The following is a 23,150-nucleotide window of genomic DNA, read 5'->3' as shown; positions in this document are numbered from 1 at the left end:
TATTCCGTTACATAGCCGAGCGAAGATCACGCCTAAACACTGGGAAACCGTGACGAAATCGACGGAATTGAACGTTGCAATAACCGCCCGCATTCGTCTCGCTACGTATCCAGACCGGCGTGACACAAACCACACCAACTGGTCCCGGTGTGTCACAAACCCGCAGGTCAGGTACGACGTCCTACCCCTTCAGGGCCTTCGGAGAGGACGCGTAACGCGACATCGGGGCGGTCACTGATCACCGCGTCGACACCGATCTCCCGGCAGTGCCGGATGTCGTTCTCGGCGTTCACGGTCCAAACGTGGACCTGATGTCCGTGCTTGTGCGCGCGATCGACGTACTCCGGGTGCGCGGTGACGATCTCCAGGCTCGGTCCGGCGGACGAGACGCCGGTCGGTAACGAGCCGTCGCGGAAGCGCAGCGGGACGCGGTCCATCAGCAGGACGGTGCGCAGGCCGGGCGCCAACGTACGCATCCGGCGCAGCGAGAGCCAGGAGAAGCTCATCACCCGGGCCGGCGACTCCGTTCCGATCTTCGGGTGCGCCCAGCCGAAGCGGTCCAAGGCCTCGATCAGGCGCCGCTCGACCAGCCCGGCGTACCGGGTCGGGTGCTTGGTCTCGATCGCCAGCTCGACCGGGCGGCCCGCGTCGCGCACGGTCGCGAGCAGCGTGTCGAGCGTGAGCACCTTCCGGACGTCGAGACCGGGCAGTTCAGCCTCGTCGTCGAGCTCGGCCCACGGGCGCTTCCACGAGCCCCAGTCGTACTTCTCGAGCTCTTCGAGGCTCATCGTGGACAGCACGCCGCGGCCGTTCGAGGTGCGCTCGATGCGGCGGTCGTGGACGCAGACCAGATGGCCGTCGGCGGTCAGCCGGACATCACACTCGAGCCCGTCCGCGCCGACATCGATCGCTCGCTGGTACGCCGCCAGTGTGTGCTCGGGATTCACGTCGCTGGCACCGCGGTGCGCGACCACCCGTGGGAGCTTCCCCATGAAAGAAACTCTTTCACAGGGTGGGTGATGATTGGCGACATGGACATGCGGGCGATCGTGCTGGACGGGCCGGTGGAGCCGGAGGAACTTCGGGTACGACGGGTTGCGGTGCCCGAGCCCGCGCCGGGGTGGGTGCGGATCAAGGTGGAGGCGTTCGGCCTGAACCGGTCGGAGTACCACCTCCGCGCGGGCCTCGCGACGAACGCGCGGTTCCCGGTGATCCCCGGGATCGAGGCGGCCGGGACGGTCGACCTGGCGCCGGGCGGCGAGTTCACGCCGGGGCAGCAGGTGGTCGCGATGATGGGCGGGATGGGCCGCGAGTACGACGGCGGGTACGCCGAGTACACCGTCGTACCGGCGGCGTCGGTGATCCCGGTGACGACGGACCTCGACTGGGCGACCCTCGGCGCACTGCCGGAGATGCTGCAGACCGCGCACGGCTCGCTCCACACCGGTCTGGGAATCGAACCGGGACAGGCGCTGCTGGTCCGCGGCGGTACGTCGTCCGTCGGCGTGGCGGCCGCCGTACTGGCGAAGGAGCACGGGCTGACCGTGTTCGCGACGACACGCAATCCGCAACGCACACAGGTTTTACGCGATCTCGGCGTCGACCATCCGATCGTTGACGACGGCAATGTTGCCGAGAAGGTCCGGGAGATTCTTCCGGACGGCGTGCAAGCGGCGCTGGAACTGGTCGGCACGAATGTCCTGCCGGACACGCTGAAAGCGACCGCGGTGCACGGCACCGTGTGTTTCGCAGGAATGCTCAGCGACAGCTGGACGATCCCGGATTTCTACCCGATCGGCTATCTCCCGAACGGTGTCCGGCTGACGGCGTACGGCGGCGAGAGCTCGGACCTGCCCGCGGAGGCGTTCCAGCGGTACGTCGACCTGGTCGCGGCCGGCAAGCTCCCGATCCGGATCGACCGCGTCTTCACGATGGACGAGATCGGCGAGGCGCACCGGATCATGCAGGACGGCCAGGCGGTCGGAAAGCTCGTCGTACGAGTGAGTTGAGGGGTCGGGCCAGGCCGTAGTGCTCGCGCAGTGTCGTGCCGGTGTAGTCGGTGCGGAACAGGCCGCGGGCCTGCAGGATCGGGATCACCTCGTCCACGAACGTCGTGAGACCGGACGGGAGCACCGGCGGCATCACGTTGAAGCCGTCGGCCGCACCGGCCTCGAACCAGTGCTGGATCGCGTCCGCGACCTGCTCCGGCGTCCCCGTGAACGTGCGGTGCCCGCGCCCGCCGCCGAGCCGGCCGATCAGCTCACGGACCGTCAGGTTCTCCCGCCGGGCGAGCGTCACGATCAGCGTGTACCGGCTCTTCGCGCCTTCGATCTCGTCCTCGTCCGGCAGATCCGCCGGGAGCTGCTGATCGAACGGCAGGTCCTCCGGCGACACCCGCAGCGTCTTCGCGAGCTGCAGCCGCGCGTACTCCGGCCGGATCAGCTCGTCCAGCTGCCGCTCCAGGCCCTGCGCCTCCTCGACCGTGGACCCGATCACCGGCACGATCCCGGGCAGGATCTTGATCGTCTCCGGGTCCCGCCCGACCGCCGCCGTACGCGCCTTCAGATCACGGTAGAAGTCCTGCGCGTCCTCCAGCGTCTGCTGCGCGGTGAAGACCGCCTCGGCGTACCGCGCCGCCAGCCCCTTGCCGTCCTCGGACGACCCAGCCTGGACGATCAGCGGGTGCCCTTGCGGCGACCGCGGCAGGTTCAGCGGCCCACGGACCTGGAAATGCCGCCCGACGTGATCGATCGGTACGACGCGCTCGTCCACGGCCCAGATGCCTGAGGTCTTGTCCGCGATCGCGGCGTCGTCCTGCCACGAGTCCCAGAGCTTGTACGCGACCTCGAGGAATTCCGCCGCGCGGTCGTACCGCTCCGCATGGGCCGGCTGGTCGGCGAGGTTGAAGTTGCGCGCCGCCTCCGGGCCCGCGGTGGTCACCACGTTCCAGCCCGCACGCCCACCGCTCACGTGATCCACGCTGGCGAACCGCCGGGCGAGGTTGAACGGATCGTTGTACGTCGTCGACGCGGTGGCGATCAACCCGATCCGCGAGGTGACGGCCGCGATCGCGGTGAGCAGCACTGTCGGCTCCAGGGACCCGGCCGGGCGCCGCCCGACGTTGCCGAACAGCACGGGAGAGTCCGCGAAGAAGATCGAGTCGAACTTGCCGCGCTCGGCCAGCTGCGCCAGGGCCTGGTAGTGCGCCACCGAGGTGTTCGCGAACGGATCGCTCTCCGGCAGCCGCCAGGACGCCTCGTGGTGCCCGGTGCTCATCAGGAACGCGTTCAAGTGCAACTGCCTACTCATACCGAAACTCCCAATGCGTCGAGAAGCCGCGAGCGGACCGCGGCGAATCCTGGATCGGCCGCACTCCGCGGCGCGGGCAAGGTGATGGTCTCCGCGGCGACGATCCGGCCGGCGTCGAGCACGATCACCCGGTCGGCCAGCACGATCGCCTCGTCGACGTCGTGCGTCACCAGCAGTACGGCGGGTTGGTGCGCCGCGCACAACTTGCGCAGCAACGCGTGCATCTTCAACCGGGTCAGTGCGTCCAGCGCACCGAACGGCTCGTCGGCAAGCAGCAGCTCCGGCTCCCGCACCAGCGACCGCGCCAACGCGACCCGCTGCTGCTCGCCACCGGACAACTCGTTCGGCCAGGCCTGCTCCCGGCCGGCCAGCCCGACCTCTTCGAGGCTCTGCCGCCCGCGCTCCACCGCTTCCGGGATTCCGAGTACGACGTTGTCCAGCACTCTTGCCCACGGCAACAACCGCGAGTCCTGGAAGACGACGGAGACCTGCGAGGGTACGGCGAGCTCACCGGATCCGTCGACGTCGTGATCCAGACCGGCCAGGGCCCGCAGCAACGTGCTCTTCCCGGATCCGCTCTTGCCCAGCAGGGCGACGAACTCACCCGGCGCGATGTCCAGGTCCACTCCGTCCAGGACGGCGCGATCGTCGTACCGGCGGACCAGGTCGCGGACCTGCACGGTTACGAGGCCAACGTTCGTCGCCATGACAAGGCCCTCCTCTGGATCAGGCGGACGACCGCGTCGGACAGCAGGCCGAGGGTGCCGTAGACGACCAGGCCGACGATGATGATGTCGGTCTGCCCGTACGTGCGGGCCAGTTCCATCATGTAGCCGATACCGCTGGTGGAGTTGATCTGCTCGACGACGACCAGCGACAACCACGCGCCGGTCACCGCGAACCGCAGCCCGAGCAGGAACCCGGGCAGTGCGCCCGGCAGTACGACGCGCCGGACGAACTCCCACTGCGACAACCCGACGGTCTGCGCGAGCTCGACGTACCGGCTGTCGATGGTGCGCAGGCCGTTGTGGGTGTGGATGTAGATCGGCACGAACACCCCGAGCAGGATGGTGACGATCTTCATCGACTCGCCGATGCCGAGCCAGAGGATCAGCAGCGGCAGCAGCGCCAGCGACGGGATCGCGCGCTTGATCTGGATCGGCCCGTCGAGGACCGCCTCACCGAGCCGGGACAGGCCGGAGATCAGCGCGAGGACCACGCCCAGCACGATGCCGAAGGCGAGACCGATCAGCGCCCGCTGCGCGGACGTCCACAGGTTCGACTGCAAGCGGCCGTCGGCGATCAGGTCGCCGGCCGTGGTCACCACGGTCCACGGCGCGGACAGTACTCGTTGGTCGATCCAACCGGTGGCGGATCCGGCGCTCCAGATCACCAGCAGCAGCACCGGCCCGATCGCGGCGCCGAACCTGATCGGCTTCCCGGGCCCGAGGCGCCGGCGCCGTACGACGGGGGCCGAGGTCGTGCGCTGCCGGAGCCCGGGCAGCGTGGTCGCACTCATTTGGCGTCTCCCTTGATCGCGTCCGCGGCGACGGTCTGGAACCGCAGGTCGTACAGGTCCTTGGCCTGGATCACCTTGTTGCCGGTCTCCTTGGCGAGCAGCTCGATGGTCCGCTGCTGCCGCTCGATCGCGTCGCTCCAGTCGGCGCCGATGTCCGGGTGCCCGGCGTTGTCGACGAGCCACTGCCCGTCGGCCTCGGTCAGGCCCTGGTCCTTCACGTAGTACCCCTGGATCCACTCCTTGGGGTGCTTGTCGATCCAGTCCTGCGCGACACCCCACGCGGCGACGTACGCGCGGATCGCGGCCGCCTTGCCCGGGTCCTCGAGCGACTCCACCGGTCCGTAGAGGTGACCGGCGTCGTCGCGGATCCCGTGCGGGATCGTCGTCGCGCCGTCCTTGCCGTACTTCGTCAGGTAGCGCTTGATCTGTACGCCGCCGATCGGGGCCACGTCGACCTGCTTGCCGGACAGTGCGTTCGAGTACACATCGCCCGTGCTCGGCAGCTCGACCAGCTTCACGTCCTCCTTCGTCAGGCCTGCCTTCTGGAGCACCTTCAGGACCAGCGCGCCCTGTGCCTGACCAGGGCTGTACGCGATCTTCTTCCCGCGCAGGTCGCCCAGCGTCTTGACCGAGACGCCCGGCGCGATGCCCAGCTGGTAGATCGGGTGGTTGAGCGGGTCCTTGCGGAACTTCGAGGCGACGATCTTCACCTGCAGGCCGGTCCAGGTCGCGTGGATCGGCGGGATCTCGGCGACCGAGCCGAGGTCGAGGGCGTGCGCCCGGAACGCCTCGGTGGTTTGCGGACCGCCACTCAGGTTCGCGAACTGGACGAACTTCGAAACCTTGTCGTACTGGCCCGACAGCTTCAAAGCCACCTCGGTGGCGGGATCGCCGACGACGATCTTGGCGCCGTCCGGGACCGTCGCCGGCAGCGGGGCGTCGAGGGACAGCTTCGCGGCGTTGTCAGCGGCCGCGTTGCTGCCGCAGCCGGTGACGAGCGCGAGCAGGGCGAGGGCGGAGTAGAGGCGTTTTCTAGACATGGTGTGCTTTCGCGTAGCGGCCGTCGTGGTAGAGCAGCGGTTCGTGCTCACGACGTTCGGTGTGGGTGGCGAGGCGGGCGACCACCAGGTAGTGGTCGCCGACAGCGAAACGGTGCGCGATCTGCGCGCGCAGGAAGCTCGGGGCGTCGTCGAGCGCGGGCTCGCCGGTGGCCAGCCGCGACCAGCGGGTCGGCTCGGCGAACCGGTCGATCCCGCTGGTGGCGAACCGGCCGGCGATCGCGTGCTGGTCGGCGGACAGGAAGTTGATCACCACGCTGCTCGCCGTACTCACGGCCGGCCAACTGGAGGCGCTGGTTGCGATCGCGAACGAGACCAGCGGCGGCAGCAGGCTGATCGAGACCAGCGAGGTCGCGGTGAAGCCGACCGGGCCGTGCCCGGCGTCCGCGGTGATCACCACGACGCCGGCGGCGTGGCGACGGAACACGGACTTGTAGACGTCGGCGTCCACGACCCGCTCCACACTGAAGTTTCTTGAGCGGTCGGGGACTACGGCCAGGGCAGGACGATTCAGGGCAGGTACAGACATGTCTCTCCCTCGGAACGGGGCAGGGACCACAGGTGATGTGTGTGAGAGGCGTGATTCAGACAGGCCTCATGCAGGCGGCAGCGAGAGAACGCGTCACCGACAGGTGGCGCTCGCCGTCCGCAGCAGGTCGATGACGCGACGGCGGGTGAGGAGTGTCGTCGTCATGTCAGCTATCTTCGCATCAATGTCTACTAGCTAACTGCACAATCTCGGAATCCGGACCACCTGTCCATCCGGCGGCCGACGGCGGGTTCCCTCACACCACCCGGCAGCCGTGCGTTCTACTGGCGTGATGGTCCGGGAGAAAGTCGGATTGCCGCCGTTCCAGGCGCTGATCGACGCGCACTGGCGAGACGTTGCCAGGCTGGCGCGGGCGATGGCCGGTCAGGACGGCGACGACGTCGCGCAACGCGCCTGGGAGAAGGCGTACGCGGCGTACCCGACGCTGACCTCGGCGAAGAACCTGCGTAGCTGGCTCCTCACCATCACCGCCCGGTGCGCGACCGACGTCCACCGGGCACGGAAACCGCAGCGCCCGCTGGACGAGGCGCCGCCGGTCGCGGTCGACGGGCCGGAGGCCGCGGCCTGGCCGGATCCCGACCTGTGGCGGGCGGTCAACGAACTCCCGGAGCGGCAACGCTTCGCGATCACGCTCAAGTACGTCGGCGACCTGGACCACCACGGCGTGGCCGCCGCTCTGGACACCACGCCCGCCGCGTCGCGCCGGCTCGTCAGCGACGCGCTGGCGACCCTGCGCACGAAACTCGGAGTACACGATGACTGATCTCGAGAGCCGGCTGAACCGGCTCGACACACCTGGCCTGAGGCCACCCGTCCTGCCCGACGCCGACGTCGCCTACACGCTGCACGACACCCCGATCGGAACTTTGCTGCTCGCGGTGGCCGGCGGTCGCGTTGTCGCCAGTTCCTTCGGGGACGAGGAGACGATGACCACCCGGCTCGCCCGCGCCGTCTCCCCGCGCGTACTACGGCAGCCCCGGCCGCTGGACGACGTACGACGGCAACTCGACGAGTACCTGTCCGGTGTACGCCGGGCCTTCGACGTCGAGGTGGATCTGGTGCTCGCGACACCGTTCCAGCGGCTCGTGCTGAACGATCTGCCGACCCACACGAGCTACGGCGCGACCACGACGTACGGCGCGGTCGCCAGTGACATCGACAAACCCAAGGCGGCCCGCGCCGTGGGCACCGCGCTGGGCGCGAACCCGGTCTGCGTCGTCCTGCCGTGCCACCGGGTGGTCGGCGCGAACGGAGCACTGACCGGATACGCCGGCGGGCTCGACGCTAAACGATTCTTGCTGAATCTCGAAGCAAAAAGCTGAGTTTTCCGGAAATACCGGGAGTGGATTTAGACTCGATGAAATAAGGAGCAGATCCCCAATGTGGAGTGGGGATCTGCTCCTGTTGACTTGTCAGAGGGTGTCTGAGGATTCTGCGCCGTAGCGAGGAGGTGCTCGGCACGGCATCTCCTCGCGACGGCGCAGAGTCCTCAGACACCCTCTCAGGAAGTTGCCGGTTGGTGGATCTCCAGGATCAGCCGGCGACGGCCGCCCCAGTCGCGTTTGTAGACCTTGTAGTCGTCGATTCCGGCGGCCGCGCAGAGCCGGCTGTAGCTGATCTCGTCGTGGATGAAGTGCACGCTGCTGCGGTCGTCGTCGTGCTCGGTGGTGACGATCCGGTGCTCCGGGCCCTGCCGCATCCCGTTGGCGATCTCGGCCGCGGTCGCCGGTCCCCAGACCGGGCCCTCGATGATCGCGATCCCGCCCGGCTTCAGCACCCGGGAGATCTCGCAGATCGTCGAGATCTGCTCGTCCTCGGCGAACAGCTCGTGGAACGCCGTCCAGAGGCAGATCACCGCGTCGAACGAGTCCCATTTGTACGGCAGATCGGTCATCGAGCCGATCGCCCAGTCGATCGCGAGCTCCTCCTCGGCGGCCCGCGCGCGGCCGGCCTCGAGCAGGTTCGGCGAGATGTCCAGCCCGCGGACGACCTTGCCGGCGCGACGCAGCGGCAGCGCGACCCGCCCGTACCCGCAGCACAGGTCGAGCACCGACTCGCGGCCCTCCAGCAGCTCCTGCACCGCCTTGACGATCAGCGCGTCCCGTTCGGGCGACGTACGCGCGGCCAGTCCGTCGGCACCGAGTTCCGCATACTCGGCCCGACTACGCAGTGCGGAGTTCAGCATGCCCGCCAGTATTCCGGGTGCTCTGGGTCAGTTGTCCAGCAGGGATCTGCCAATAGTGAAGAACTCGACAACATCGGGCAGCTCGGCGAGCGGCCGGACGGCGCCGAACGGGGCATTCCAGAAATCACCGGTCCGCGGTGTCCAGGTCGACGTACGCGTAAGGCTCGGCCAGGTAGTCGTCACCTGGTGAGACACCGTAGTTGACTTCCGCGACCGTGCGTCCATGGCGGGCTCTCTTCCTGTAACGCCTGGCCGGTGGCCGGCACTGATCTGTCGAACGGTCCGTGTCACAAGGGGCGGCCTACGCCGAACTGTGCGGCGCGACCGGCCCGGCCCTGCTCTGCATCGAGCAGGACGCCGAACTTCTTTGAAGGAGACACCATGCCCGAGTACGACGACCTGCGCGCGCTGTTCCTGAACTGCACGCTCAAGCGCTCGCCCGCGGTCAGCAACACCGAGGGACTGATCGACGTCAGCCGTCGAATCCTCGAGAAACAAGGAGTCCAGGTCGACGTGGTTCGTGCGATCGACCACGACATCGCCACCGGCGTCTGGCCGGACATGACCGAACACGGCTGGGCGAAGGACGACTGGCCGGCGATCCAGGAGCAGGTGATGGCGGCCGACATCCTGGTGATCGCCGGACCGATCTGGCTGGGCGACAACAGCTCGGTCACCAAGCAGGTGATCGAACGCCTGTACGGCAACTCGTCGATCCTCAACGAGCGCGGACAGTATGCGTACTACGGACGCGTCGGCGGCTGCCTGATCACCGGCAACGAGGACGGCGTGAAGCACTGCGCGATGAACGTCCTGTACTCGTTGCAGCACCTCGGCTACACGATCCCCCCACAGGCCGACGCCGGCTGGATCGGGGAGGCCGGCCCGGGTCCGTCGTACCTGGACGAGGGGTCGGGCGGCCCGGAGAACGACTTCACCAACCGGAACACCACCTTCATGACCTGGAACCTGCTGCACTTCGCGCGGCTGCTCAAGGACGCCGGCGGGGTCCCGGCGCACGGCAACCAGCGGTCCGAGTGGGACGCCGGCTGCCGGTTCGACTTCGAGAACCCGGAGTACCGCTGACATCGGGGGTGCTGCTGTACCGTCGGCATGTGGGGGTGGTGGTACCGACGGACGACGTACTCGTCGCCGGGCTGCGAACCGGGGACGAGGAGACGTTCGCGTGTCTGCTGAACGGCTGGTCGGGCTCGATGCTGCGGCTGGCCCGCTCGTTCGTGTCCACCACGGCCAGCGCCGAGGAGGTCGTCCAGGACACCTGGCTGGCCGTCTTCGAGGGGATCGGGCGCTTCGAGGGCCGCTCCTCGCTGCGTACCTGGGTGTATCGGATCCTCGTCAACATCGCGCGCAAGCGGGCGACCCGGGAACAGCGGACGGTGCCGTGGACCAGCCTGGTCCCGGACCACGTGCCGACGGTCGATCCGCAGCGGTTCCGGGGGCCGGGCGACCAGTACCCGGGCGGCTGGCGCGCGTTCCCGGACCGCTGGCCGACCACCGAGAGCGAGGTTCTCGCGCACGAGGTCCGGTCGACCGTGGCCGCGGCGGTCGAGAGCCTGCCGATCCGGCAGCAGGTGGTGCTGACGTTGCGAGACATCGACGGATACGGCGCGGAGGACGTGTGCGCGTTGCTGGAGATCTCCATGGTCAATCAGCGGGTCCTGCTGCACCGCGCGCGGGCGACCGTTCGCGGGCGGCTCGAGCGCTACTTCACCGGGGTTGACGCATGACGTGTGAGGAACTGGTCGAGCTCGTCACCGCCTACCTCGACGGTGCGCTCGATCCGGAGACCGAACAGCGGTTCGTCGAGCACCTGGAGCTCTGCGACGGCTGCGAGATCTACGTCGAGCAGATCCGGCGTACTGCCGCCGAGGTCGGGCAGGTCGAGCCCGAGGACCTGTCCGCGGAGACCCGCGATCGGCTGCTGGAGGCGTTCCGCAGCTTTCCGCGCTGACCTGTAACGCCCGGCCGCGTCGACGGCACTGAACCGGTATGCCGGACGTTGAGTTCACCAACCTGTTCGCGGTCGCTCTGATCGCGTTACTCGCCCCGCTGCTGCTCGGGCTCGCCCCGCGGCTGCGGGTGCCGGCCGTCGTACTGGAGATCGTCGCCGGGATCGTGGTGGGCCCGCACGGTCTCGGACTGGTCGACGTGGACCTGCCGCTGCAGATCGTTTCGCTGCTGGGGCTGGGCTTCCTGCTGTTCCTGGCCGGCCTGGAGATCGACGTCCACCGGTTACGCGGGCAGGTGCTGCGGCTGGCCGTTCTGGGCTATGTGGTGACGTTGCTGCTCGGTGGGCTGGTCGGCTTCGGGTTCTCCGCGGTCGGCTGGGTGCAGAGCGCACTCCTGCTGGCCGTGACGTTGTCCGCGACCTCGTTGGGTCTGGTCGTGCCAGTGCTCAAGGACGCGGGCAAGGCCGAGGGCAGCGTCGGGCAGTTCACCATCGCCGCCGCATCAGTCGCCGACTTCGCCGCCGTACTGCTGCTCTCCTTGGTGTTCTCGACCGAAGGCGGCAGCGCCGGCGAGCGGCTGGTGATGATTGGCTTGTTCGCTCTGCTCGTGGTCGTCACCGGTCTGGTCGTCACGACCGCTGGACGGTCGCAGCGACTCGGCGGGGTGCTGCTTCGGCTGCAGGACACCACGGCTGAAATCCGGGTGCGGGCGGCTGTGGTGCTGCTGGTCGCTTTTGTTGCGCTGGCGGAGCAGTTCGGGCTGGAGACGATCCTGGGCGCGTTCCTGGCCGGTGCGGTGGTCGGGATGGTCGACCGGGACGCCACCTCGCACCCACGTTTCCGGGTCAAGCTGGAGGCCTTGGGGTACGGGTTCCTGATCCCGGTGTTCTTCGTGACGAGCGGGCTCCGGCTCGATCTGCGAGGTCTGCTCGACGACCCGGCCGCGCTCGTCCGCGTGCCGCTGTTCCTGCTAGCACTGCTAGCGGTTCGCGGAGTACCGGCGTACCTCGCGGTGCGGACGCTGGGAGCTCGCGCGACAGCAGCGACGGCACTGCTGCAGGCGACGTCGCTCCCGTTCATCGTGACCGCGACGCAGATCGGCGTGGCGACCGGTCTGATGACACCGGTCACCGCCGCCGCTCTCGTCTGCGCCGGGCTGCTGTCGGTGCTGCTGTTCCCGGCCGCCGCGCTGATCCTGCTCAGGCAGCCTGCCGGCGACCGATCCGGCCGAGCAGCACAGCAGCCACCATCGAGACGATGATTGAGGTGTACGTCGCACCGAGCCAGCCGGGGACGGGCTGATCGTTGAAGATCGCCTGCTGGATCTTTGTCCAGAACGGGGACCAGCCGGAGACGGTGCCCGGGTTCACCAACTGGTAGGCGACGAAGCCGATCAGCCACGCGGCGGTCGGTTGCCAGCGGAACTTCGCCGCACCGGAGACGTCCCACTTCATCTTGCTGACCACGAAGAAGTCCGCGATCGCGACCGCGAACAGCGGGATGAAGACCGAGCCGATCAGGTACAGGAACTGGGTGTAGTTGCCCAGGTCGATGAACAGCGCGATACCGGTGGCGAGAGCGCCGATCGCGATCGAGATCCACCGCCGGTCGATGTGGCCGATCAGGTTGTGCGCGGCCATCGTCGTCGAGTAGACGTTCGCGTACGCCTCGTCGACCTCGTCCACCAGCAGGACCAGCAGTGCGATCGCACCGGCCGGCAGCGTGACCAGCGCGGTGATCACGTCGTCGCTGTTGGTCCCCAGTGTCGCCACAGCGACGACACCGAGTGCGTAGTACCCGATCGCCGCCAGGCCGTAGCCGAGTGCGGAGCCGCTGAACGCGGCCTTGTTGGTCCGCGAGTGCCGCGTGTAGTCCGCGGCCAGTGGCGCGAACGACACGACGCCCGCCGCGGCCAGGTCGACGGCCGGCCAGAAGCCGAACACGCTGTCCTGCGGCAGGGCGTGCACCGGCTTGCTGAGCACCTGCACGAACAGGTACACCGACGCGAGCAGCACCAGCCAGACCATGAACTTCCGCAGGATCCGCACGCTGCCGAGCGGCCGGACCGCCATCGCGGTCGCGATGATTCCGGCGAGTACGACGAACAACCAGCGCCACCGCTCACTCGTGACCGCGACCGCGGCCTGTGAGATCACGATGATCTCCATCGTCGCCCAGCCGATGTTCTGCGCGATGTTCAGTACGGTCGGCGCGATCGAGCCACGGCGGCCGAACAGACCGCGCAGGCTCGCCATCGCGGGCGCCCCCGTCTGCGACCCGAACACGGCCGCGCCGCCGAGCACCAGCGCACCGATGCCGCAGCCGACGACCACCGCGAGCAGTCCTTGCCACAGCGAGCCGGTGTACGCCGCCACGAGCGCACCGGTCACCGGACCGAACAGCGAGATGCCGAAGTTGCCCCAGAGCGTGAACTGGTCGAAGAAACCGAGCGTGCGCGGCGCATCGGTGGTGAGAACGAGCGGCGCCTCGGTGGTACCGGCAGGACGAACAGCTGTATCGGTCATGAGTGACCCCACTCCCTACGCCGGCATTACCCGGTCAGGTTCAGGCGGTCGGCGACCCAGCTGTCGCCCTCTCAGCCCGCGCATCCTCGGTGCGAGCTCCCGCTTAGGTTTGTGCTGCTGAGTTTAACTCGTCAGCTACTTTCCGGGAGAGCGGCTGCTCGTTCTATGAGAGCGGCCAGCTCCGGGCCGTTCGTCACGACCGGCATGTGGGCCCCGGAGTCCAGCGTGCGGGCCTCTCCATGGCTGAGTTCGGCGAGTCGTTCGACCCATTCCGCCGTACACATCAGGTCATGCCTGCCGCGGACGAGGACGACCGGCGCCTTGACGCCAGGCATGACGGCAGCCAGGTCGTGGTGCCTCGACGCCTCCGCGGCGCGGGCGATCGACGGCAGCGTCGTACGGGCGTATTGCGGACTGATCCGGACGAGCTTCGGCGCGTCCGGGATGGCCGAGCCGACCAGCCGGACCGCGCGGTCGACCCAGCTCGACAGCCGGACGTCGCCGGTCGGTGCGGCCAGTACGAGCGCGTGGGCGAGCTCCGGGTAGCGGATCGCGGTCTCGACGACGATCTGACAGCTCGCCGAGTGGCCGACCAGGACGGACCGCTCGCGGATCTTCTCCGCCAACCTCACCGCGAGAGCACGGGGATGCAGGTCCTCACGGCTGCCCGCCGGTTCGCCGTACCCGGGCAGGGTGACCACGTGGTACGGCGTGACGAGATGCTCGACCGTCCGCGCGTACGACTCAGGGCCGAGGCCCAGGCCGGGCACAAGGACGACGGGTGCGTTCACTCCCACGGAGCCTTGGCCGGGGCGCTCTTGACCACAGGGTTCGATACGTCGGGCTTGAGCTCGCGGTACCCGAGGAGGAGGCCGACGGCGAGGATGAGCAGGCCGAAACCACCCCAGCCGTACGCCGTGGGCAGCCGGTGCACCGCGCCGTCGCTGGCACCGAGACCTGTGGACAGCACCATGATCAGCCAGACCAGGATCGGGACGAAGGAGACCGCGACCAGGAGCAGACCGGCCAGCTCAGCCGGGTCCGGCCGGCCACCGGCCTTGCGGCGGGCCAGCACGTCGCGGACCCACATCACGAGCGCGCCGGTGCCGACGACCACGAGCAGCAGCTGGCCGATCGCGTCGAGCACGTCGGTACGCAGTGGGTGGTTGAGCGGCGAGCCCGGTGCCTGGGAGATCTCCCGGAGCGCGACGCGCTGGACGGAGACAACCAGCAGCCCGTAGATCGCGGCGATGAACGCGGCCAGGCCGACAACCCTCGCCGCACGCGGGTCACGCTCGTGCTGCTCGCGGCCGTACGTCGGGAGCTCATGCGGCTCAGGGCTCGCGGGAGCGCCGTACGGTGCACCTGGGCGGTAGGCCGGGGGCTGGTGGTACGCCGGGTTGCCCTGCGTCGGCGGCTGCGTTCCGTACGCCTGCGGCTGCGCATACGGGAACTGCTCCGGCGCGGCCGGCTGACCGACGCCGTACGTGCCGCCGCCGTACGGCGTGGGTGGCGCGTAGTGCTGCTCCTCGCCGGGCCCCTGCTGCTCTGGCTGCCCTTGCTGCCCTGGTTGCTCGTCCCTGCCGTACGTCGGGAAGTCCTGTGACGACATCGCTTGCTCCTCCCGTCGTCCCCAGTTTCTCAGGTGGCCTTGACCGTCGGCCAGGCGTTCGGCAGGCAGCCGGCCAGACCCTTGGTCTGCTGCATCATCACCGGCGCGGGGGTCTTCGGGGTCGTGCAGGTCGAGTGCCCGTGACCGAGCGCGTGCCCGACCTCGTGGTTGACCAGGTAGCTGCGGTACAGGTCGACCTTCCCGTTGTACGCCGGGATCGCGTACAGCCACCGCTTCGCGTTCAGCACGACACGGTCCTCGACCCGGCAGGAGACCTCACCGCCGGTGTCGAGCGGCAGACAGAGCTTGTCCGTCAGCGTCGGCGTGGCCAGGATGATCCGGAGGTCGGCGTCGACGCGGTCCGTCCGCTCGAAACTCACCGGGTGCACCGCCTGCCAGCCGCGCGGGTCCGTCAGGGTCTTGTGGATGGCCGCGGCGACCGCGGCACCGTTCACCGACACGCCCTGCTCAATCTCCACCCGGTACGTCATCTTGTCGCGGACACCGGTCGCCTTGTCGGACCCAGGCACCACGGCGAGCTTCCCGGTCGACACCAGGACGTTCGGCTTCGCACCCTTCGGCTTCCGCGTCAGCGTCGGTGCCGGCCGCAACGGAGTCGTGAACTTCTGCGTCGGCGTGGCCACCGGAACCGGCGTCGTTCGCGGCGTCACCGAAGCCACCGGCTCCTCCTGCGCAACCTCGTTGACCCCCGCAACAGCCTGCGCCGCCAAGCTGTTCCGATGCGCGACATCCGGATGCGCCACCACCACAGTCCCCAGCACCGCCAACGCGGTCACCACAAGCCACTGCCCCTTGTAGGACTTCCGCCGACTGTGCCGCCCACCCCGCCGCCGCCCAGACGTGTGTCCGCGCTGGCCGCTCCGCCGGGTGGTCATGACACGTGACCCTACCGATACCTGCCAAGGCACGAAACCCCGGTTGTGTTAAGCCGTCCTCGTCCGCAGGAATTTTCCGAAGTGGGGGACGGTGAAGGCTACGGTGCCGCGTTCGGCGGAGAAGACCAGGCCTTTCTTGATCAGGCCGTCGCGGGCTGGGGAGAGGGACTGGGGTTTGCGGTTGAGGGTGCTGGCTACCTCGGCGGTGGGGACGGAGCCGTCGTCGACGCCGATGCCCAGTTCGGCCATGGCGCGCATGTACTCGCGTTCGGCGGGGGTGGCTCGTTCGTAGCGGGAGCCGAAGAAGCCTACGGTCAGCTCGGCGGACGCTTCGGGGCCCGCGACGGCGACGTCCTTGATGGTGATGGGTGAGGTCGGCGCGTGGTCCCAGGTGGAGTGCGCGAACGCCTGCACGAAGTACGGGTATCCGTCCGTCTGCGCGTACAGCTCGTCCAGCGCCTCCTCGTCGTACTGCACGCCTTCGCTCTCCGCCGGCACCATCAGCGCGCGGTCGCACGCCTCCCGCGCCAGGCGGTCCACCCGGATGTAGCGGAACAGCCGCTCGGAGTACGACTTCGAGGCCGACAGTACGGCGGGCAGATGCGGCAGGCCCGCTCCGACGACGACCAGCGGTGCGCTCTGCTGCGAGATCTCGTGACATGCGGCGCACAGCGCGGACAGGTCGTCCGCACTGATGTCCTGCATCTCGTCGATGAACAGCCCGACCCCGACGGTCAGGTCACCGGCCAGGTCCGCGGCGTCGGTGAACAGCTCGATCAGGTCCATCTCCAGGTCACCGGAGTCGGCCCGGCCCTTCGCCGCGGCCACGTCCACCGGCGGATGCCAGCGGATGCCCTTGCGGTCGTTGGCCGCAGTACGCAGTGCGAAGGCCTTCAGTACGGCGCTGAACTGGTCGACCTTCTCGTCGTCGCGGTGCCGGTGTCCCAGCTCCCGCATCGCCGTGTGCAGCGCCTGCGCGATCGGCAACCGGATGCTCTGGTCCGGTCGCGCCTCGATCTTCCCGGTGCCCCAGGCCCGCTTGATCGCCTGCGAGCGCAGTGTGTTGAGCAGCACCGTCTTACCGACGCCCCGGAGTCCGCTGAGCACCAGGCTCCGCTCCGGTCTGCCTGCCGCGACCCGTTCGAGGACCACCTCGAACTGCCGCACCTCGGTGTCGCGTCCGGCCAGCTCAGGCGGCCGCTGACCGGCGCCGGGCGCATAGGGATTCCGGATCGGATCCATGCTTTCACTGTATGAGGCCGTCTAGCGTTATCCGTAGATTGACCGATCAACGACGAGAGCGTGTCGCGACAGGTCTCTACAGCTTTCTAGTGAAATCACTAGAAACCGATAGACACCACGAGCGACCGGAAGACCACTAGGGTTCCGCCCATGGTGGAGTGGGTTCCGCAGGCCGGCGCCTTGTACGAGCGGGTGCACCAGCAGTACGTCGGCGGCGCGCGCAAGCTCGAGGCGCTGATCAACGAGCTGATCGGCGAAGAGGAAGGCATCAACTACCTGACCGCGACCGCGCGGGCCAAGGACCCCGAGTCGTTCCTCGCGAAGGCGTCGAAGCCGCATCCCGACGACCCCGCGAGACCGAAGTACGACGACCCGCTGAACCAGATCACCGACCTGGTCGCGGCCCGGGTGATCACGTTCCTGGTCGAGGCGGTGGACCGGGTCTGCGAGGTGATCGAGGAAGAGTTCGAGATCGTCGAGCACACCGACATGGGCGCGCACACCCGGGCGCAGGGCGTCTTCGGGTACGCCAGCAAGCATTACCTGGTCCGGCTGAACGATCACCGCCGCGAGCTGCCGGAGTACGCCGTACTGAAGAACCTGGTGATGGAGATCCAGGTCCGGACGGCGGTCCAGCACGCGTGGGCCGAGTTCGAGCACGACATCCGGTACAAGCTGGACATCCCGCCGGATCGCAAGCCGGAGTTCGACCGGAGGTTCCTGCTGGCGGCGGCGTTGATGGAGCTCGCCGACAACGAGTTCACCGAGATCGACCGCCTGTACCGCGAGCTCGCCGCCACCGCTGAGGACAAGGCGCCGCTGGACCTCACCACGGCCACGCTGACGACCTACCTGACCCGCCGCTACCCGGATGCGCCGCATGCGAAGACCACTCACTACGCCTGGATCCTGGGCGTCCTGCACCGCCTAGGCGTCACCACGGAGGAGCAGCTCACCGAACTGCTCAGAGGCATCGACAGCGAAGCAGTACAGGCAGCCATGACGCACCGAGCCCCAGCCGGCACGGTACGGCGCCTCGACGACGACCTGCTCGCAGCCAAGGGACCTGCCTACCTTGAGCTGTTCCCTGACGAGGAACGCCGCCAGAAGATCCTCCGCGGCCGACTGAAGGCACTGGTCCGCGCCGAGATCATCCAGCCCTGACGAGGTCCTCCGCCGTACGACGTGCCCACCGGGATGTCGTGATCAGTCCCAGAACCAGTACTAGCGCTCCGCAGCCCGCAATGATGTACCAGCAGAGCTTGGCGGCGCTGACGAAACCTGTCTCGAAGGAGCCGACCAGGCGCGCGGTGAGGACGGTACCGGCGACAGCGACGCCCAGTGAGGCGCCGACCTGGCGGCTGGTCGAAGCGATGGCTGCTGCGACACCTGCCTGTGCTCGTGGCATGCCGGAGACGGCTGCGTTGGTAATAGGTGCGTTCAGTACGCCGAAGCCGAGCCCGAAGACCAGGTACGCGATCAGCAGGTACACGGTCGCAGTAGTAGCGGTCAGGAACGACAGCAGAAGCCCAGACACAGTCAGCATGCTGCCCGCCACCACAAGCGGTATCCGAGGGCCTCTGTGGCCGACCAGCCAACCGGAGACCGGCGCGAACACCACGGTCATCGCAGCCATCGGCAGTGTGAGCAGACCGGCATGCAGTGCCGTGAAACCACGCACCGACTGCAGGTAGAGCGAGTTGAGGAACAGGAACGCCGACAACGCCGAGAACCCGCACACCGCGATCAGCGTGGCGCCCGAGAACGGTGCGCTCCGGAAGAACCGGGGCTCCAGCAGCGGCTGCTCTCGACGGCGTTCGTAGTGCACGAGCGTCACCAGTGCCAGGACGCACACAACGAAGCACCCGATGATCAGCGGTGACCCCCACCCGGCGGACCGGCCCTCGATGATCCCGTACGTCAGACCGCCCAGCAGCAGTACGACGAGCACCTGCCCGACCGGGTCCATCCGCCGCGGTACGGCGGCCCGCGACTCGGGTACGAAGAAGGCAGTCATCAGTACGGCGGCGACCGCGACCGGCACGTTGATCCAGAAGATGAACCGCCACCCGGCCGCGTCCACGAGCGACCCGCCGACGACCGGGCCGACGGCCATGCTCAGCCCGACCACACCGCCCCACACCCCGATCGCCTGCGCGCGCTCGCGCGGGTCCGTGAACGTGTTGGTGATGATCGACATCGCCACCGGGTTCAGCATCGACCCGCCGACGGCCTGCAGTACCCGGAACGCGATCAGCAGGTCGACGGTCGACGCGACTCCGCACAGCAGCGACCCGATCCCGAAGAGCACCAGCCCGACCTGGAACGTCCGCCGCCGCCCGACGCGGTCCGCGGTCGAGCCGGACACCATCAGCAGACTGGCCAGCACCAGCGTGTAGGCGTCGATCGTCCACTGCAGCTTCGCGACCGTGGCCCCGAACTCGGACCGGATCGCCGGAAGCGCCAGGTTCACGATCGTCGAGTCCAGCCCGACGATGAACAGGCTGGAGCAACAGATCGCCAGCACCAGCAGCCGCCGCCCGCGCGTCAGCTCCTCCACCCGGCTCCCTCCGTCCGTTGAAGACTGTACTACCCGGTCTGGAAACGGTTCCCGGGTGTCCGCGAAAACGGTTTGACGGACTGTCGGCGGGGCCGCCTAGGCTTGATCTGTTCGCCTGGTCAGGTGCCTTCTTTCAACCCTTCTATGCCTCTTTGTGAGACGTCATGTCTTTGCGCCTCATCCCATTCGCCGATCCGGGTGTGCCGGACACTCGATCCGGCGTCCGACTCATCCTCTGGCTGGAGCACCAGCAGCTGCGCGGGCAGGCCCTCGCGGTGTTCTGGGGTCTCGTCTACTTCGGCGGCATCGCAGCCGCTCCGGTCGCCGTCGGTCTCGCCGTTCAGGCGGCGATCGACCTGTCCTGGCCGAAGCTGATGCTGGCCGGTGGCCTCCTGCTCGCGTTCGGTGCGGCCAAGGCCGGCGCCGACTCGTACTTCCACAAGGCCGTCGTGACCAACTGGATCAGTACGGCGTCCCGCCTGCAGCAGCTGCTCTTCCGCAAGGCCGCGGAGCTGGGTTCGCTGCTGACCCGCCGGATCGCCGCCGGCGAAGTGGTCGCCGTGAGCAGCGGCGACGTCGAGAAGATCGGCTGGTTCGTCGAGGTCCTCGGCCGGTTCGTGGCCGCGCTGCTGACCTGTTTCGCGGTCGTGATCGGCCTGCTGCTGTACGAGCCGCAGCTCGGTCTGGTGGTCGCGGTCGCCGTACCGGTGCTCGCGTTCTCGATCGTCCCGCTGATGGGTCCCGCGGAGCGCCGCGCGGACGCGCAGCGGGCCAAGGGCGGCCGGGCGACCGAGCTGGCCGCCGACACCGTCGCCGGTCTGCGCGTGCTGCGCGGTATCGGCGGTGAGCAGCTGTTCCTCGAGCGGTACCGCGAAGCGTCGCAGGACTACCGGAGCAGTGCGGTCCGCAGTGCCCGGATGTGGTCGCTGATCGCGGCTCTGCAGGTGCTGTTGTTCGGGCTGTTCCTGGTGCTCGTCGTCTGGATGGGCGTCCGGCTGGTGACGTCCGGCCACATCTCGGTCGGCGAGCTGGTCACGACGTACGGCTTCATCACGTTCATGCTGGTGCCGCTGCACACGTTCGAAGAGACGGCGAGCGCGTTCATCTTCTCGAAGGTGTCGGCGCGCCGGGCCGCGCGGGTGCTGTCGTTGCAGCGGACCGACGAAACCAAGGGGACCGGTGCGGCACAGCTGCCGGAGGGCGACGTGCTCGACCCGGTGACCGGGCTGCATGTCCCCGCTGGAAGCTTCACCGCGGTCGTCTGCGGTAACCCGGACGAGGGCGGTCTGCTGGCCGACCGTCTGGGCGGCCACAGCCCGTCAGCCACCGACGAAGCGTCCGTGCTGCTCGACGGCGTCGCACTGGACGAGATCCCGCTGGAGTCGGCGCGCACCGTCGTACTCGTGCAGGACAAGGACCCGGTGCTGTTGTCGGGGACGGTGCGCGAGCTGTTCGACGTGCCGGCCAGTGGTGCGGTCTCACCGGAGACAGCGCTCGACGCGGCGCAGTGCGAGGACATCCTCGACGTACTGCGGCAGACACTGCCTGCTGGTGAGTCCGACGCTATGAACGCGGTGCTGACCGAGCGCGGCAGGTCCCTGTCCGGCGGCCAGCGGCAGCGGGTGGCGCTGGCGCGCTCGCTGTACGTCGACCCGCAGGTGCTGGTGCTGGACGAGCCGACCAGTGCGGTCGACGCGCACACCGAGGCGCGGATCGCGGACGGCCTGCAGCTGCTCCGGCGCGGCCGGACCACGGTGGTGTTCACGTCCAGTCCGCTGATGCTGGACCGCGCGGAACGGGTCGTGTTCGTGCCGGACGGCCGTGTGGATGCGGTCGGTACGCACCACGAGCTGCTGCACACCAATGCGCGGTACCGCGCCGTAGTCACCCGTGAAGAAGAACCGACGTTCGAGGAGTTCGCGTGAAGCCCCCGGAGTACGACCCGGCAGCCCCGCAGGAGGTAGTGCGGCTCCCGGTGGCAAGTGGCGCGACCGTCCGTGCCTACATCAAGGAGCTGTTCCGCCGGCACCGGCGCCAGTTCCTGTGGCTGACACTCGTGAACGCGGTCGCGGCGCTGAGCGGCATGGTTGGTCCGTGGCTGCTCGGCAACGTGGTGCAGAAGCTGTCCGAGGGTCACACCGACGTGGACCTGCCGTACGTCGTGATCGGCTTCGTCATCGCACTCGCGGTGCAGACGGTGTTCGTGCGGCTGACCCGCCTGCGCGGTGCGGTGCTCGGCGAGGAGATGCTCGCGGATCTGCGCGAGGACTTCCTGGTCCGTGCGGTCGGGCTGCCGCCGGGCGTGCTGGAGCGCGCCGGGACCGGTGACCTGCTGTCCCGGATCACCACGGACATCGACCGGCTGTCGCACGCGATGCGGGACGCCGTACCGCAGCTGACGATCGCGATCATCTGGGCGTCGCTGCTGATCGGCGCGCTGATCGTGACCGCACCGGCGCTGGCGGTGGCCGTGGTGATCGCGGCGCCGATCCTGATCATCGGCGGCCGGTGGTACTTCCGCCGCGCACCTGCCGGGTACCGGTCGGAGGCGGCCGGGTACGCCGCGGTCGCCTCGGCGCTGGCCGAGACGGTCGACGCCGGCCGGACCGTCGAGTCGCACCGGCTCGGTGGCCGCCGGATCGCCGTGGGCGACACCCGGATCGGTCAGTGGGTCGCCTGGGAGCGGTACACGCTGTACCTGCGGATGGTGCTGTTCCCGGTGATCAACATGACCCACACGGTCGCGTTGGCCGCCGTACTGGTCATCGGTGGCGGTTTCGCGATCCAGGGCTGGCTGACGGTCGGTGCGCTGACCACAGGTGCGCTGTACATCCAGATGCTCGTCGAGCCGGTCAACATGATGATCCGCTGGTACGACGAGTTGCAGGTGGCGCAGGTGTCGCTGGCGCGGCTGGTCGGCGTCCGTGAGGTGGAGACGGCCGCGACGACGAGCGATGACGAGCCGGACGGGCGGACGGTGCTGGCCGACGACGTCCGATTCGGGTACCTGGAGGGCCGCGACGTACTGCACGGAGTCACGCTGACGGTCGAGCCGGGTGCTCGCGTGGCGCTTGTCGGGCCGTCTGGTGCAGGTAAGTCGACGCTGGGCCGTTTGCTGGCGGGCATCTACTCGCCACGCGTCGGTGACATCACCTTGGGTGGTGCGGCGCTGGACCGGATGTCTGCCGAGCAGGTCCGTAGTCACGTTGCCCTGGTCAACCAAGAGCACCACGTGTTCGTGGGCAGCGTGCGGGACAACCTGCGGCTGGCCAAGCAGGACGCGTCCGACGCGGACCTGTGGGCGGCACTGCGGTCGGTGGACGCCGACGGCTGGGTCGCCGGCTTCGACAACGGGCTGGACACGGAGGTGGGGTCCGGTGGGGTCTCGCTGACGCCGGCCCAGGCACAGCAGGTTGCACTGGCGCGTCTGGTCCTCGCTGACCCGCACACGCTGGTCCTGGACGAGGCAACCTCGTTGATGGACCCGCGTGCGGCGAGGCACCTGGAGCGGTCGCTGGCGACCGTACTGGAGGGCCGGACCGTAGTCGCGATCGCACACCGCCTGCACACCGCGCACGACGCCGACGTGATCGCTGTCGTCGAGGACGGCAAGATCGTCGAACTGGGCGGCCACGACGACCTCGTCGACGCCCAGGGCCCCTACGCCGCCCTCTGGCACTCCTGGCACGGCGACCGCTGACGCGGGGGTGTCCGGCGGACCATC

24 protein-coding genes and 1 riboswitch are annotated in these 23,150 nt (G+C 68.6%); of the genes, 10 read left to right on the top strand and 14 right to left on the bottom strand.

All coding sequences use genetic code 11. The features are described from left to right. Positions 1–167 precede the first annotated feature (167 nt). Positions 168–992 carry a glycerophosphodiester phosphodiesterase gene (locus E0H50_RS04235; protein WP_131284834.1) on the bottom strand — a complete coding sequence of 275 codons (825 nt, stop codon included), beginning with the start codon at positions 990–992 and terminating at the stop codon, positions 168–170. A 27-nt stretch (positions 993–1,019) separates the two neighbouring features. Here E0H50_RS04235 and E0H50_RS04230 point away from each other — a divergent pair, with 27 nt between their 5' ends. Continuing rightward, positions 1,020–2,009: a zinc-binding alcohol dehydrogenase family protein gene (locus tag E0H50_RS04230; protein WP_202867999.1), complete on the top strand. Its 990-nt coding sequence runs from the start codon at positions 1,020–1,022 to the stop codon at positions 2,007–2,009. Here the strand turns inward: E0H50_RS04230 and E0H50_RS04225 are convergent. From E0H50_RS04225 to E0H50_RS04205, 5 genes are read right to left on the bottom strand one after another with little or no spacing between them, the layout of a single operon-like run. After that, positions 1,960–3,309, bottom strand: a complete 1,350-nt coding sequence (locus E0H50_RS04225) for an LLM class flavin-dependent oxidoreductase (protein WP_131284832.1) — start codon at positions 3,307–3,309, stop codon at positions 1,960–1,962. The genes E0H50_RS04230 and E0H50_RS04225 overlap by 50 nt on opposite strands. After that, positions 3,306–4,016, bottom strand: a complete 711-nt coding sequence (locus E0H50_RS04220) for an ABC transporter ATP-binding protein (RefSeq protein ID WP_131284830.1) — start codon at positions 4,014–4,016, stop codon at positions 3,306–3,308. Before E0H50_RS04220 ends, E0H50_RS04225 begins: the two co-directional genes overlap by 4 nt. Beyond that, positions 3,992–4,828: an ABC transporter permease gene (locus E0H50_RS04215; RefSeq protein ID WP_131284828.1), complete on the bottom strand. Its 837-nt coding sequence runs from the start codon at positions 4,826–4,828 to the stop codon at positions 3,992–3,994. The genes E0H50_RS04220 and E0H50_RS04215 overlap by 25 nt, the downstream gene beginning before the upstream one ends. Next, positions 4,825–5,868, bottom strand: coding sequence for an ABC transporter substrate-binding protein (locus E0H50_RS04210; RefSeq protein ID WP_131284826.1), 1,044 nt, complete (start codon positions 5,866–5,868; stop codon positions 4,825–4,827). The genes E0H50_RS04215 and E0H50_RS04210 overlap by 4 nt, the downstream gene beginning before the upstream one ends. Further along, positions 5,861–6,415 carry a flavin reductase family protein gene (locus E0H50_RS04205; protein WP_131284824.1) on the bottom strand — a complete coding sequence of 185 codons (555 nt, stop codon included), beginning with the start codon at positions 6,413–6,415 and terminating at the stop codon, positions 5,861–5,863. The genes E0H50_RS04210 and E0H50_RS04205 overlap by 8 nt, the downstream gene beginning before the upstream one ends. Before the next feature lie 292 nt (positions 6,416–6,707). Here E0H50_RS04205 and E0H50_RS04200 point away from each other — a divergent pair, with 292 nt between their 5' ends. After that, positions 6,708–7,199: an RNA polymerase sigma factor gene (locus E0H50_RS04200; protein ID WP_131284822.1), complete on the top strand. Its 492-nt coding sequence runs from the start codon at positions 6,708–6,710 to the stop codon at positions 7,197–7,199. After that, on the top strand, positions 7,192–7,758 hold the full coding sequence (locus E0H50_RS04195) for a methylated-DNA--[protein]-cysteine S-methyltransferase (protein WP_131284820.1): 567 nt from the start codon (positions 7,192–7,194) through the stop codon (positions 7,756–7,758). The genes E0H50_RS04200 and E0H50_RS04195 overlap by 8 nt, the downstream gene beginning before the upstream one ends. Positions 7,759–7,937: 179 nt before the next feature. On the opposite strand, the gene E0H50_RS04190 is transcribed toward E0H50_RS04195, so the two are convergent. Both E0H50_RS04190 and E0H50_RS04185 read right to left on the bottom strand, forming a co-directional pair. Beyond that, a complete protein-coding gene (locus tag E0H50_RS04190; RefSeq protein ID WP_131284818.1) occupies positions 7,938–8,621 on the bottom strand; it encodes a class I SAM-dependent methyltransferase in 684 nt (227 codons plus the stop codon). 27 nt (positions 8,622–8,648) lie between these two features. Next, positions 8,649–8,804 carry a hypothetical protein gene (locus E0H50_RS04185; RefSeq protein ID WP_202867998.1) on the bottom strand — a complete coding sequence of 52 codons (156 nt, stop codon included), beginning with the start codon at positions 8,802–8,804 and terminating at the stop codon, positions 8,649–8,651. A gap of 198 nt (positions 8,805–9,002) precedes the next feature. On the opposite strand from E0H50_RS04185, the gene E0H50_RS04180 reads away from it, so the two are divergent. Genes E0H50_RS04180 through E0H50_RS04165 form a run of 4 tightly spaced genes read left to right on the top strand, consistent with a single transcriptional unit; the run spans position 9,003 to position 11,852 of the window. Continuing rightward, entirely contained in the window at positions 9,003–9,707 is a 705-nt protein-coding gene (locus E0H50_RS04180; protein WP_131284816.1) for a flavodoxin family protein, read from the top strand. A 29-nt stretch (positions 9,708–9,736) separates the two neighbouring features. Beyond that, positions 9,737–10,369 carry an RNA polymerase sigma factor gene (locus E0H50_RS04175; RefSeq protein ID WP_238150761.1) on the top strand — a complete coding sequence of 211 codons (633 nt, stop codon included), beginning with the start codon at positions 9,737–9,739 and terminating at the stop codon, positions 10,367–10,369. Next, positions 10,366–10,593: an anti-sigma factor family protein gene (locus E0H50_RS04170; protein WP_131284814.1), complete on the top strand. Its 228-nt coding sequence runs from the start codon at positions 10,366–10,368 to the stop codon at positions 10,591–10,593. Before E0H50_RS04175 ends, E0H50_RS04170 begins: the two co-directional genes overlap by 4 nt. A 38-nt stretch (positions 10,594–10,631) precedes the next feature. After that, positions 10,632–11,852 (top strand): cation:proton antiporter, encoded by a 1,221-nt coding sequence (locus E0H50_RS04165; protein ID WP_131284812.1) that lies wholly within the window; start codon positions 10,632–10,634, stop codon positions 11,850–11,852. On the opposite strand, the gene E0H50_RS04160 is transcribed toward E0H50_RS04165, so the two are convergent. The 5 genes from E0H50_RS04160 to E0H50_RS04140 form a co-directional block, all read right to left on the bottom strand. Continuing rightward, entirely contained in the window at positions 11,791–13,116 is a 1,326-nt protein-coding gene (locus E0H50_RS04160; RefSeq protein WP_131284810.1) for a purine-cytosine permease family protein, read from the bottom strand. The genes E0H50_RS04165 and E0H50_RS04160 overlap by 62 nt on opposite strands. Then, positions 13,112–13,229, bottom strand: a riboswitch (TPP riboswitch). Its footprint overlaps the gene before it by 5 nt. 18 nt (positions 13,230–13,247) lie before the next feature. Then, positions 13,248–13,907 (bottom strand): alpha/beta fold hydrolase, encoded by a 660-nt coding sequence (locus tag E0H50_RS04155; RefSeq protein WP_131284808.1) that lies wholly within the window; start codon positions 13,905–13,907, stop codon positions 13,248–13,250. Next, positions 13,904–14,728, bottom strand: a complete 825-nt coding sequence (locus tag E0H50_RS04150; protein WP_131284806.1) for a hypothetical protein — start codon at positions 14,726–14,728, stop codon at positions 13,904–13,906. Before E0H50_RS04150 ends, E0H50_RS04155 begins: the two co-directional genes overlap by 4 nt. 29 nt (positions 14,729–14,757) lie before the next feature. Next, positions 14,758–15,624, bottom strand: a complete 867-nt coding sequence (locus E0H50_RS04145) for a DUF3152 domain-containing protein (RefSeq protein WP_131284804.1) — start codon at positions 15,622–15,624, stop codon at positions 14,758–14,760. A gap of 48 nt (positions 15,625–15,672) precedes the next feature. Beyond that, the gene (locus E0H50_RS04140; RefSeq protein ID WP_131284802.1) at positions 15,673–16,866 is read right to left on the bottom strand and encodes an ATP-binding protein; all 1,194 of its coding nucleotides are present in this window, start codon (positions 16,864–16,866) and stop codon (positions 15,673–15,675) included. 150 nt (positions 16,867–17,016) lie between these two features. On the opposite strand from E0H50_RS04140, the gene E0H50_RS04135 reads away from it, so the two are divergent. Next, positions 17,017–18,030 (top strand): GTP pyrophosphokinase, encoded by a 1,014-nt coding sequence (locus E0H50_RS04135; RefSeq protein WP_131284800.1) that lies wholly within the window; start codon positions 17,017–17,019, stop codon positions 18,028–18,030. Here the strand turns inward: E0H50_RS04135 and E0H50_RS04130 are convergent. After that, positions 18,017–19,426, bottom strand: a complete 1,410-nt coding sequence (locus tag E0H50_RS04130) for an MFS transporter (RefSeq protein WP_131284799.1) — start codon at positions 19,424–19,426, stop codon at positions 18,017–18,019. The two genes, E0H50_RS04135 and E0H50_RS04130, sit on opposite strands and share 14 nt — an antisense overlap. Positions 19,427–19,590: 164 nt before the next feature. Here E0H50_RS04130 and E0H50_RS04125 point away from each other — a divergent pair, with 164 nt between their 5' ends. Together E0H50_RS04125 and E0H50_RS04120 are read left to right on the top strand one after the other, a co-directional pair. Further along, on the top strand, positions 19,591–21,351 hold the full coding sequence (locus tag E0H50_RS04125) for an ABC transporter transmembrane domain-containing protein (RefSeq protein ID WP_131284797.1): 1,761 nt from the start codon (positions 19,591–19,593) through the stop codon (positions 21,349–21,351). Further along, entirely contained in the window at positions 21,348–23,126 is a 1,779-nt protein-coding gene (locus E0H50_RS04120; protein ID WP_131284795.1) for an ABC transporter ATP-binding protein, read from the top strand. Before E0H50_RS04125 ends, E0H50_RS04120 begins: the two co-directional genes overlap by 4 nt. Positions 23,127–23,150 lie beyond the last annotated feature (24 nt).

The sequence above is a fragment of the Kribbella sindirgiensis genome (assembly GCF_004331435.1).
In the GTDB taxonomy this organism is placed as follows: Bacteria; Actinomycetota; Actinomycetes; order Propionibacteriales; family Kribbellaceae; genus Kribbella; species Kribbella sindirgiensis.
The sequence above is the reverse complement of the archived record's forward strand: the minus strand, read 5'-3'. Positions and strand labels throughout refer to the sequence as shown.

What these genes read in the sequence shown, in the direction of transcription:
- E0H50_RS04160 (WP_131284810.1), bottom strand. Translation starts at nt 13,116, where the DNA reads ATGACCGATACAGCTGTTCGTCCTGCCGGTACCACCGAGGCGCCGCTC.
- E0H50_RS04215 (WP_131284828.1), bottom strand. Translation starts at nt 4,828, where the DNA reads ATGAGTGCGACCACGCTGCCCGGGCTCCGGCAGCGCACGACCTCGGCC.
- E0H50_RS04220 (WP_131284830.1), bottom strand. Translation starts at nt 4,016, where the DNA reads ATGGCGACGAACGTTGGCCTCGTAACCGTGCAGGTCCGCGACCTGGTC.
- E0H50_RS04195 (WP_131284820.1), top strand. Translation starts at nt 7,192, where the DNA reads ATGACTGATCTCGAGAGCCGGCTGAACCGGCTCGACACACCTGGCCTG.
- E0H50_RS04180 (WP_131284816.1), top strand. Translation starts at nt 9,003, where the DNA reads ATGCCCGAGTACGACGACCTGCGCGCGCTGTTCCTGAACTGCACGCTC.
- E0H50_RS04125 (WP_131284797.1), top strand. Translation starts at nt 19,591, where the DNA reads ATGTCTTTGCGCCTCATCCCATTCGCCGATCCGGGTGTGCCGGACACT.
- E0H50_RS04150 (WP_131284806.1), bottom strand. Translation starts at nt 14,728, where the DNA reads ATGTCGTCACAGGACTTCCCGACGTACGGCAGGGACGAGCAACCAGGG.
- E0H50_RS04235 (WP_131284834.1), bottom strand. Translation starts at nt 992, where the DNA reads ATGGGGAAGCTCCCACGGGTGGTCGCGCACCGCGGTGCCAGCGACGTG.
- E0H50_RS04140 (WP_131284802.1), bottom strand. Translation starts at nt 16,866, where the DNA reads ATGGATCCGATCCGGAATCCCTATGCGCCCGGCGCCGGTCAGCGGCCG.
- E0H50_RS04170 (WP_131284814.1), top strand. Translation starts at nt 10,366, where the DNA reads ATGACGTGTGAGGAACTGGTCGAGCTCGTCACCGCCTACCTCGACGGT.
- E0H50_RS04225 (WP_131284832.1), bottom strand. Translation starts at nt 3,309, where the DNA reads ATGAGTAGGCAGTTGCACTTGAACGCGTTCCTGATGAGCACCGGGCAC.
- E0H50_RS04190 (WP_131284818.1), bottom strand. Translation starts at nt 8,621, where the DNA reads ATGCTGAACTCCGCACTGCGTAGTCGGGCCGAGTATGCGGAACTCGGT.
- E0H50_RS04145 (WP_131284804.1), bottom strand. Translation starts at nt 15,624, where the DNA reads ATGACCACCCGGCGGAGCGGCCAGCGCGGACACACGTCTGGGCGGCGG.
- E0H50_RS04200 (WP_131284822.1), top strand. Translation starts at nt 6,708, where the DNA reads ATGGTCCGGGAGAAAGTCGGATTGCCGCCGTTCCAGGCGCTGATCGAC.
- E0H50_RS04165 (WP_131284812.1), top strand. Translation starts at nt 10,632, where the DNA reads ATGCCGGACGTTGAGTTCACCAACCTGTTCGCGGTCGCTCTGATCGCG.
- E0H50_RS04135 (WP_131284800.1), top strand. Translation starts at nt 17,017, where the DNA reads ATGGTGGAGTGGGTTCCGCAGGCCGGCGCCTTGTACGAGCGGGTGCAC.
- E0H50_RS04230 (WP_202867999.1), top strand. Translation starts at nt 1,020, where the DNA reads ATGATTGGCGACATGGACATGCGGGCGATCGTGCTGGACGGGCCGGTG.
- E0H50_RS04205 (WP_131284824.1), bottom strand. Translation starts at nt 6,415, where the DNA reads ATGTCTGTACCTGCCCTGAATCGTCCTGCCCTGGCCGTAGTCCCCGAC.
- E0H50_RS04210 (WP_131284826.1), bottom strand. Translation starts at nt 5,868, where the DNA reads ATGTCTAGAAAACGCCTCTACTCCGCCCTCGCCCTGCTCGCGCTCGTC.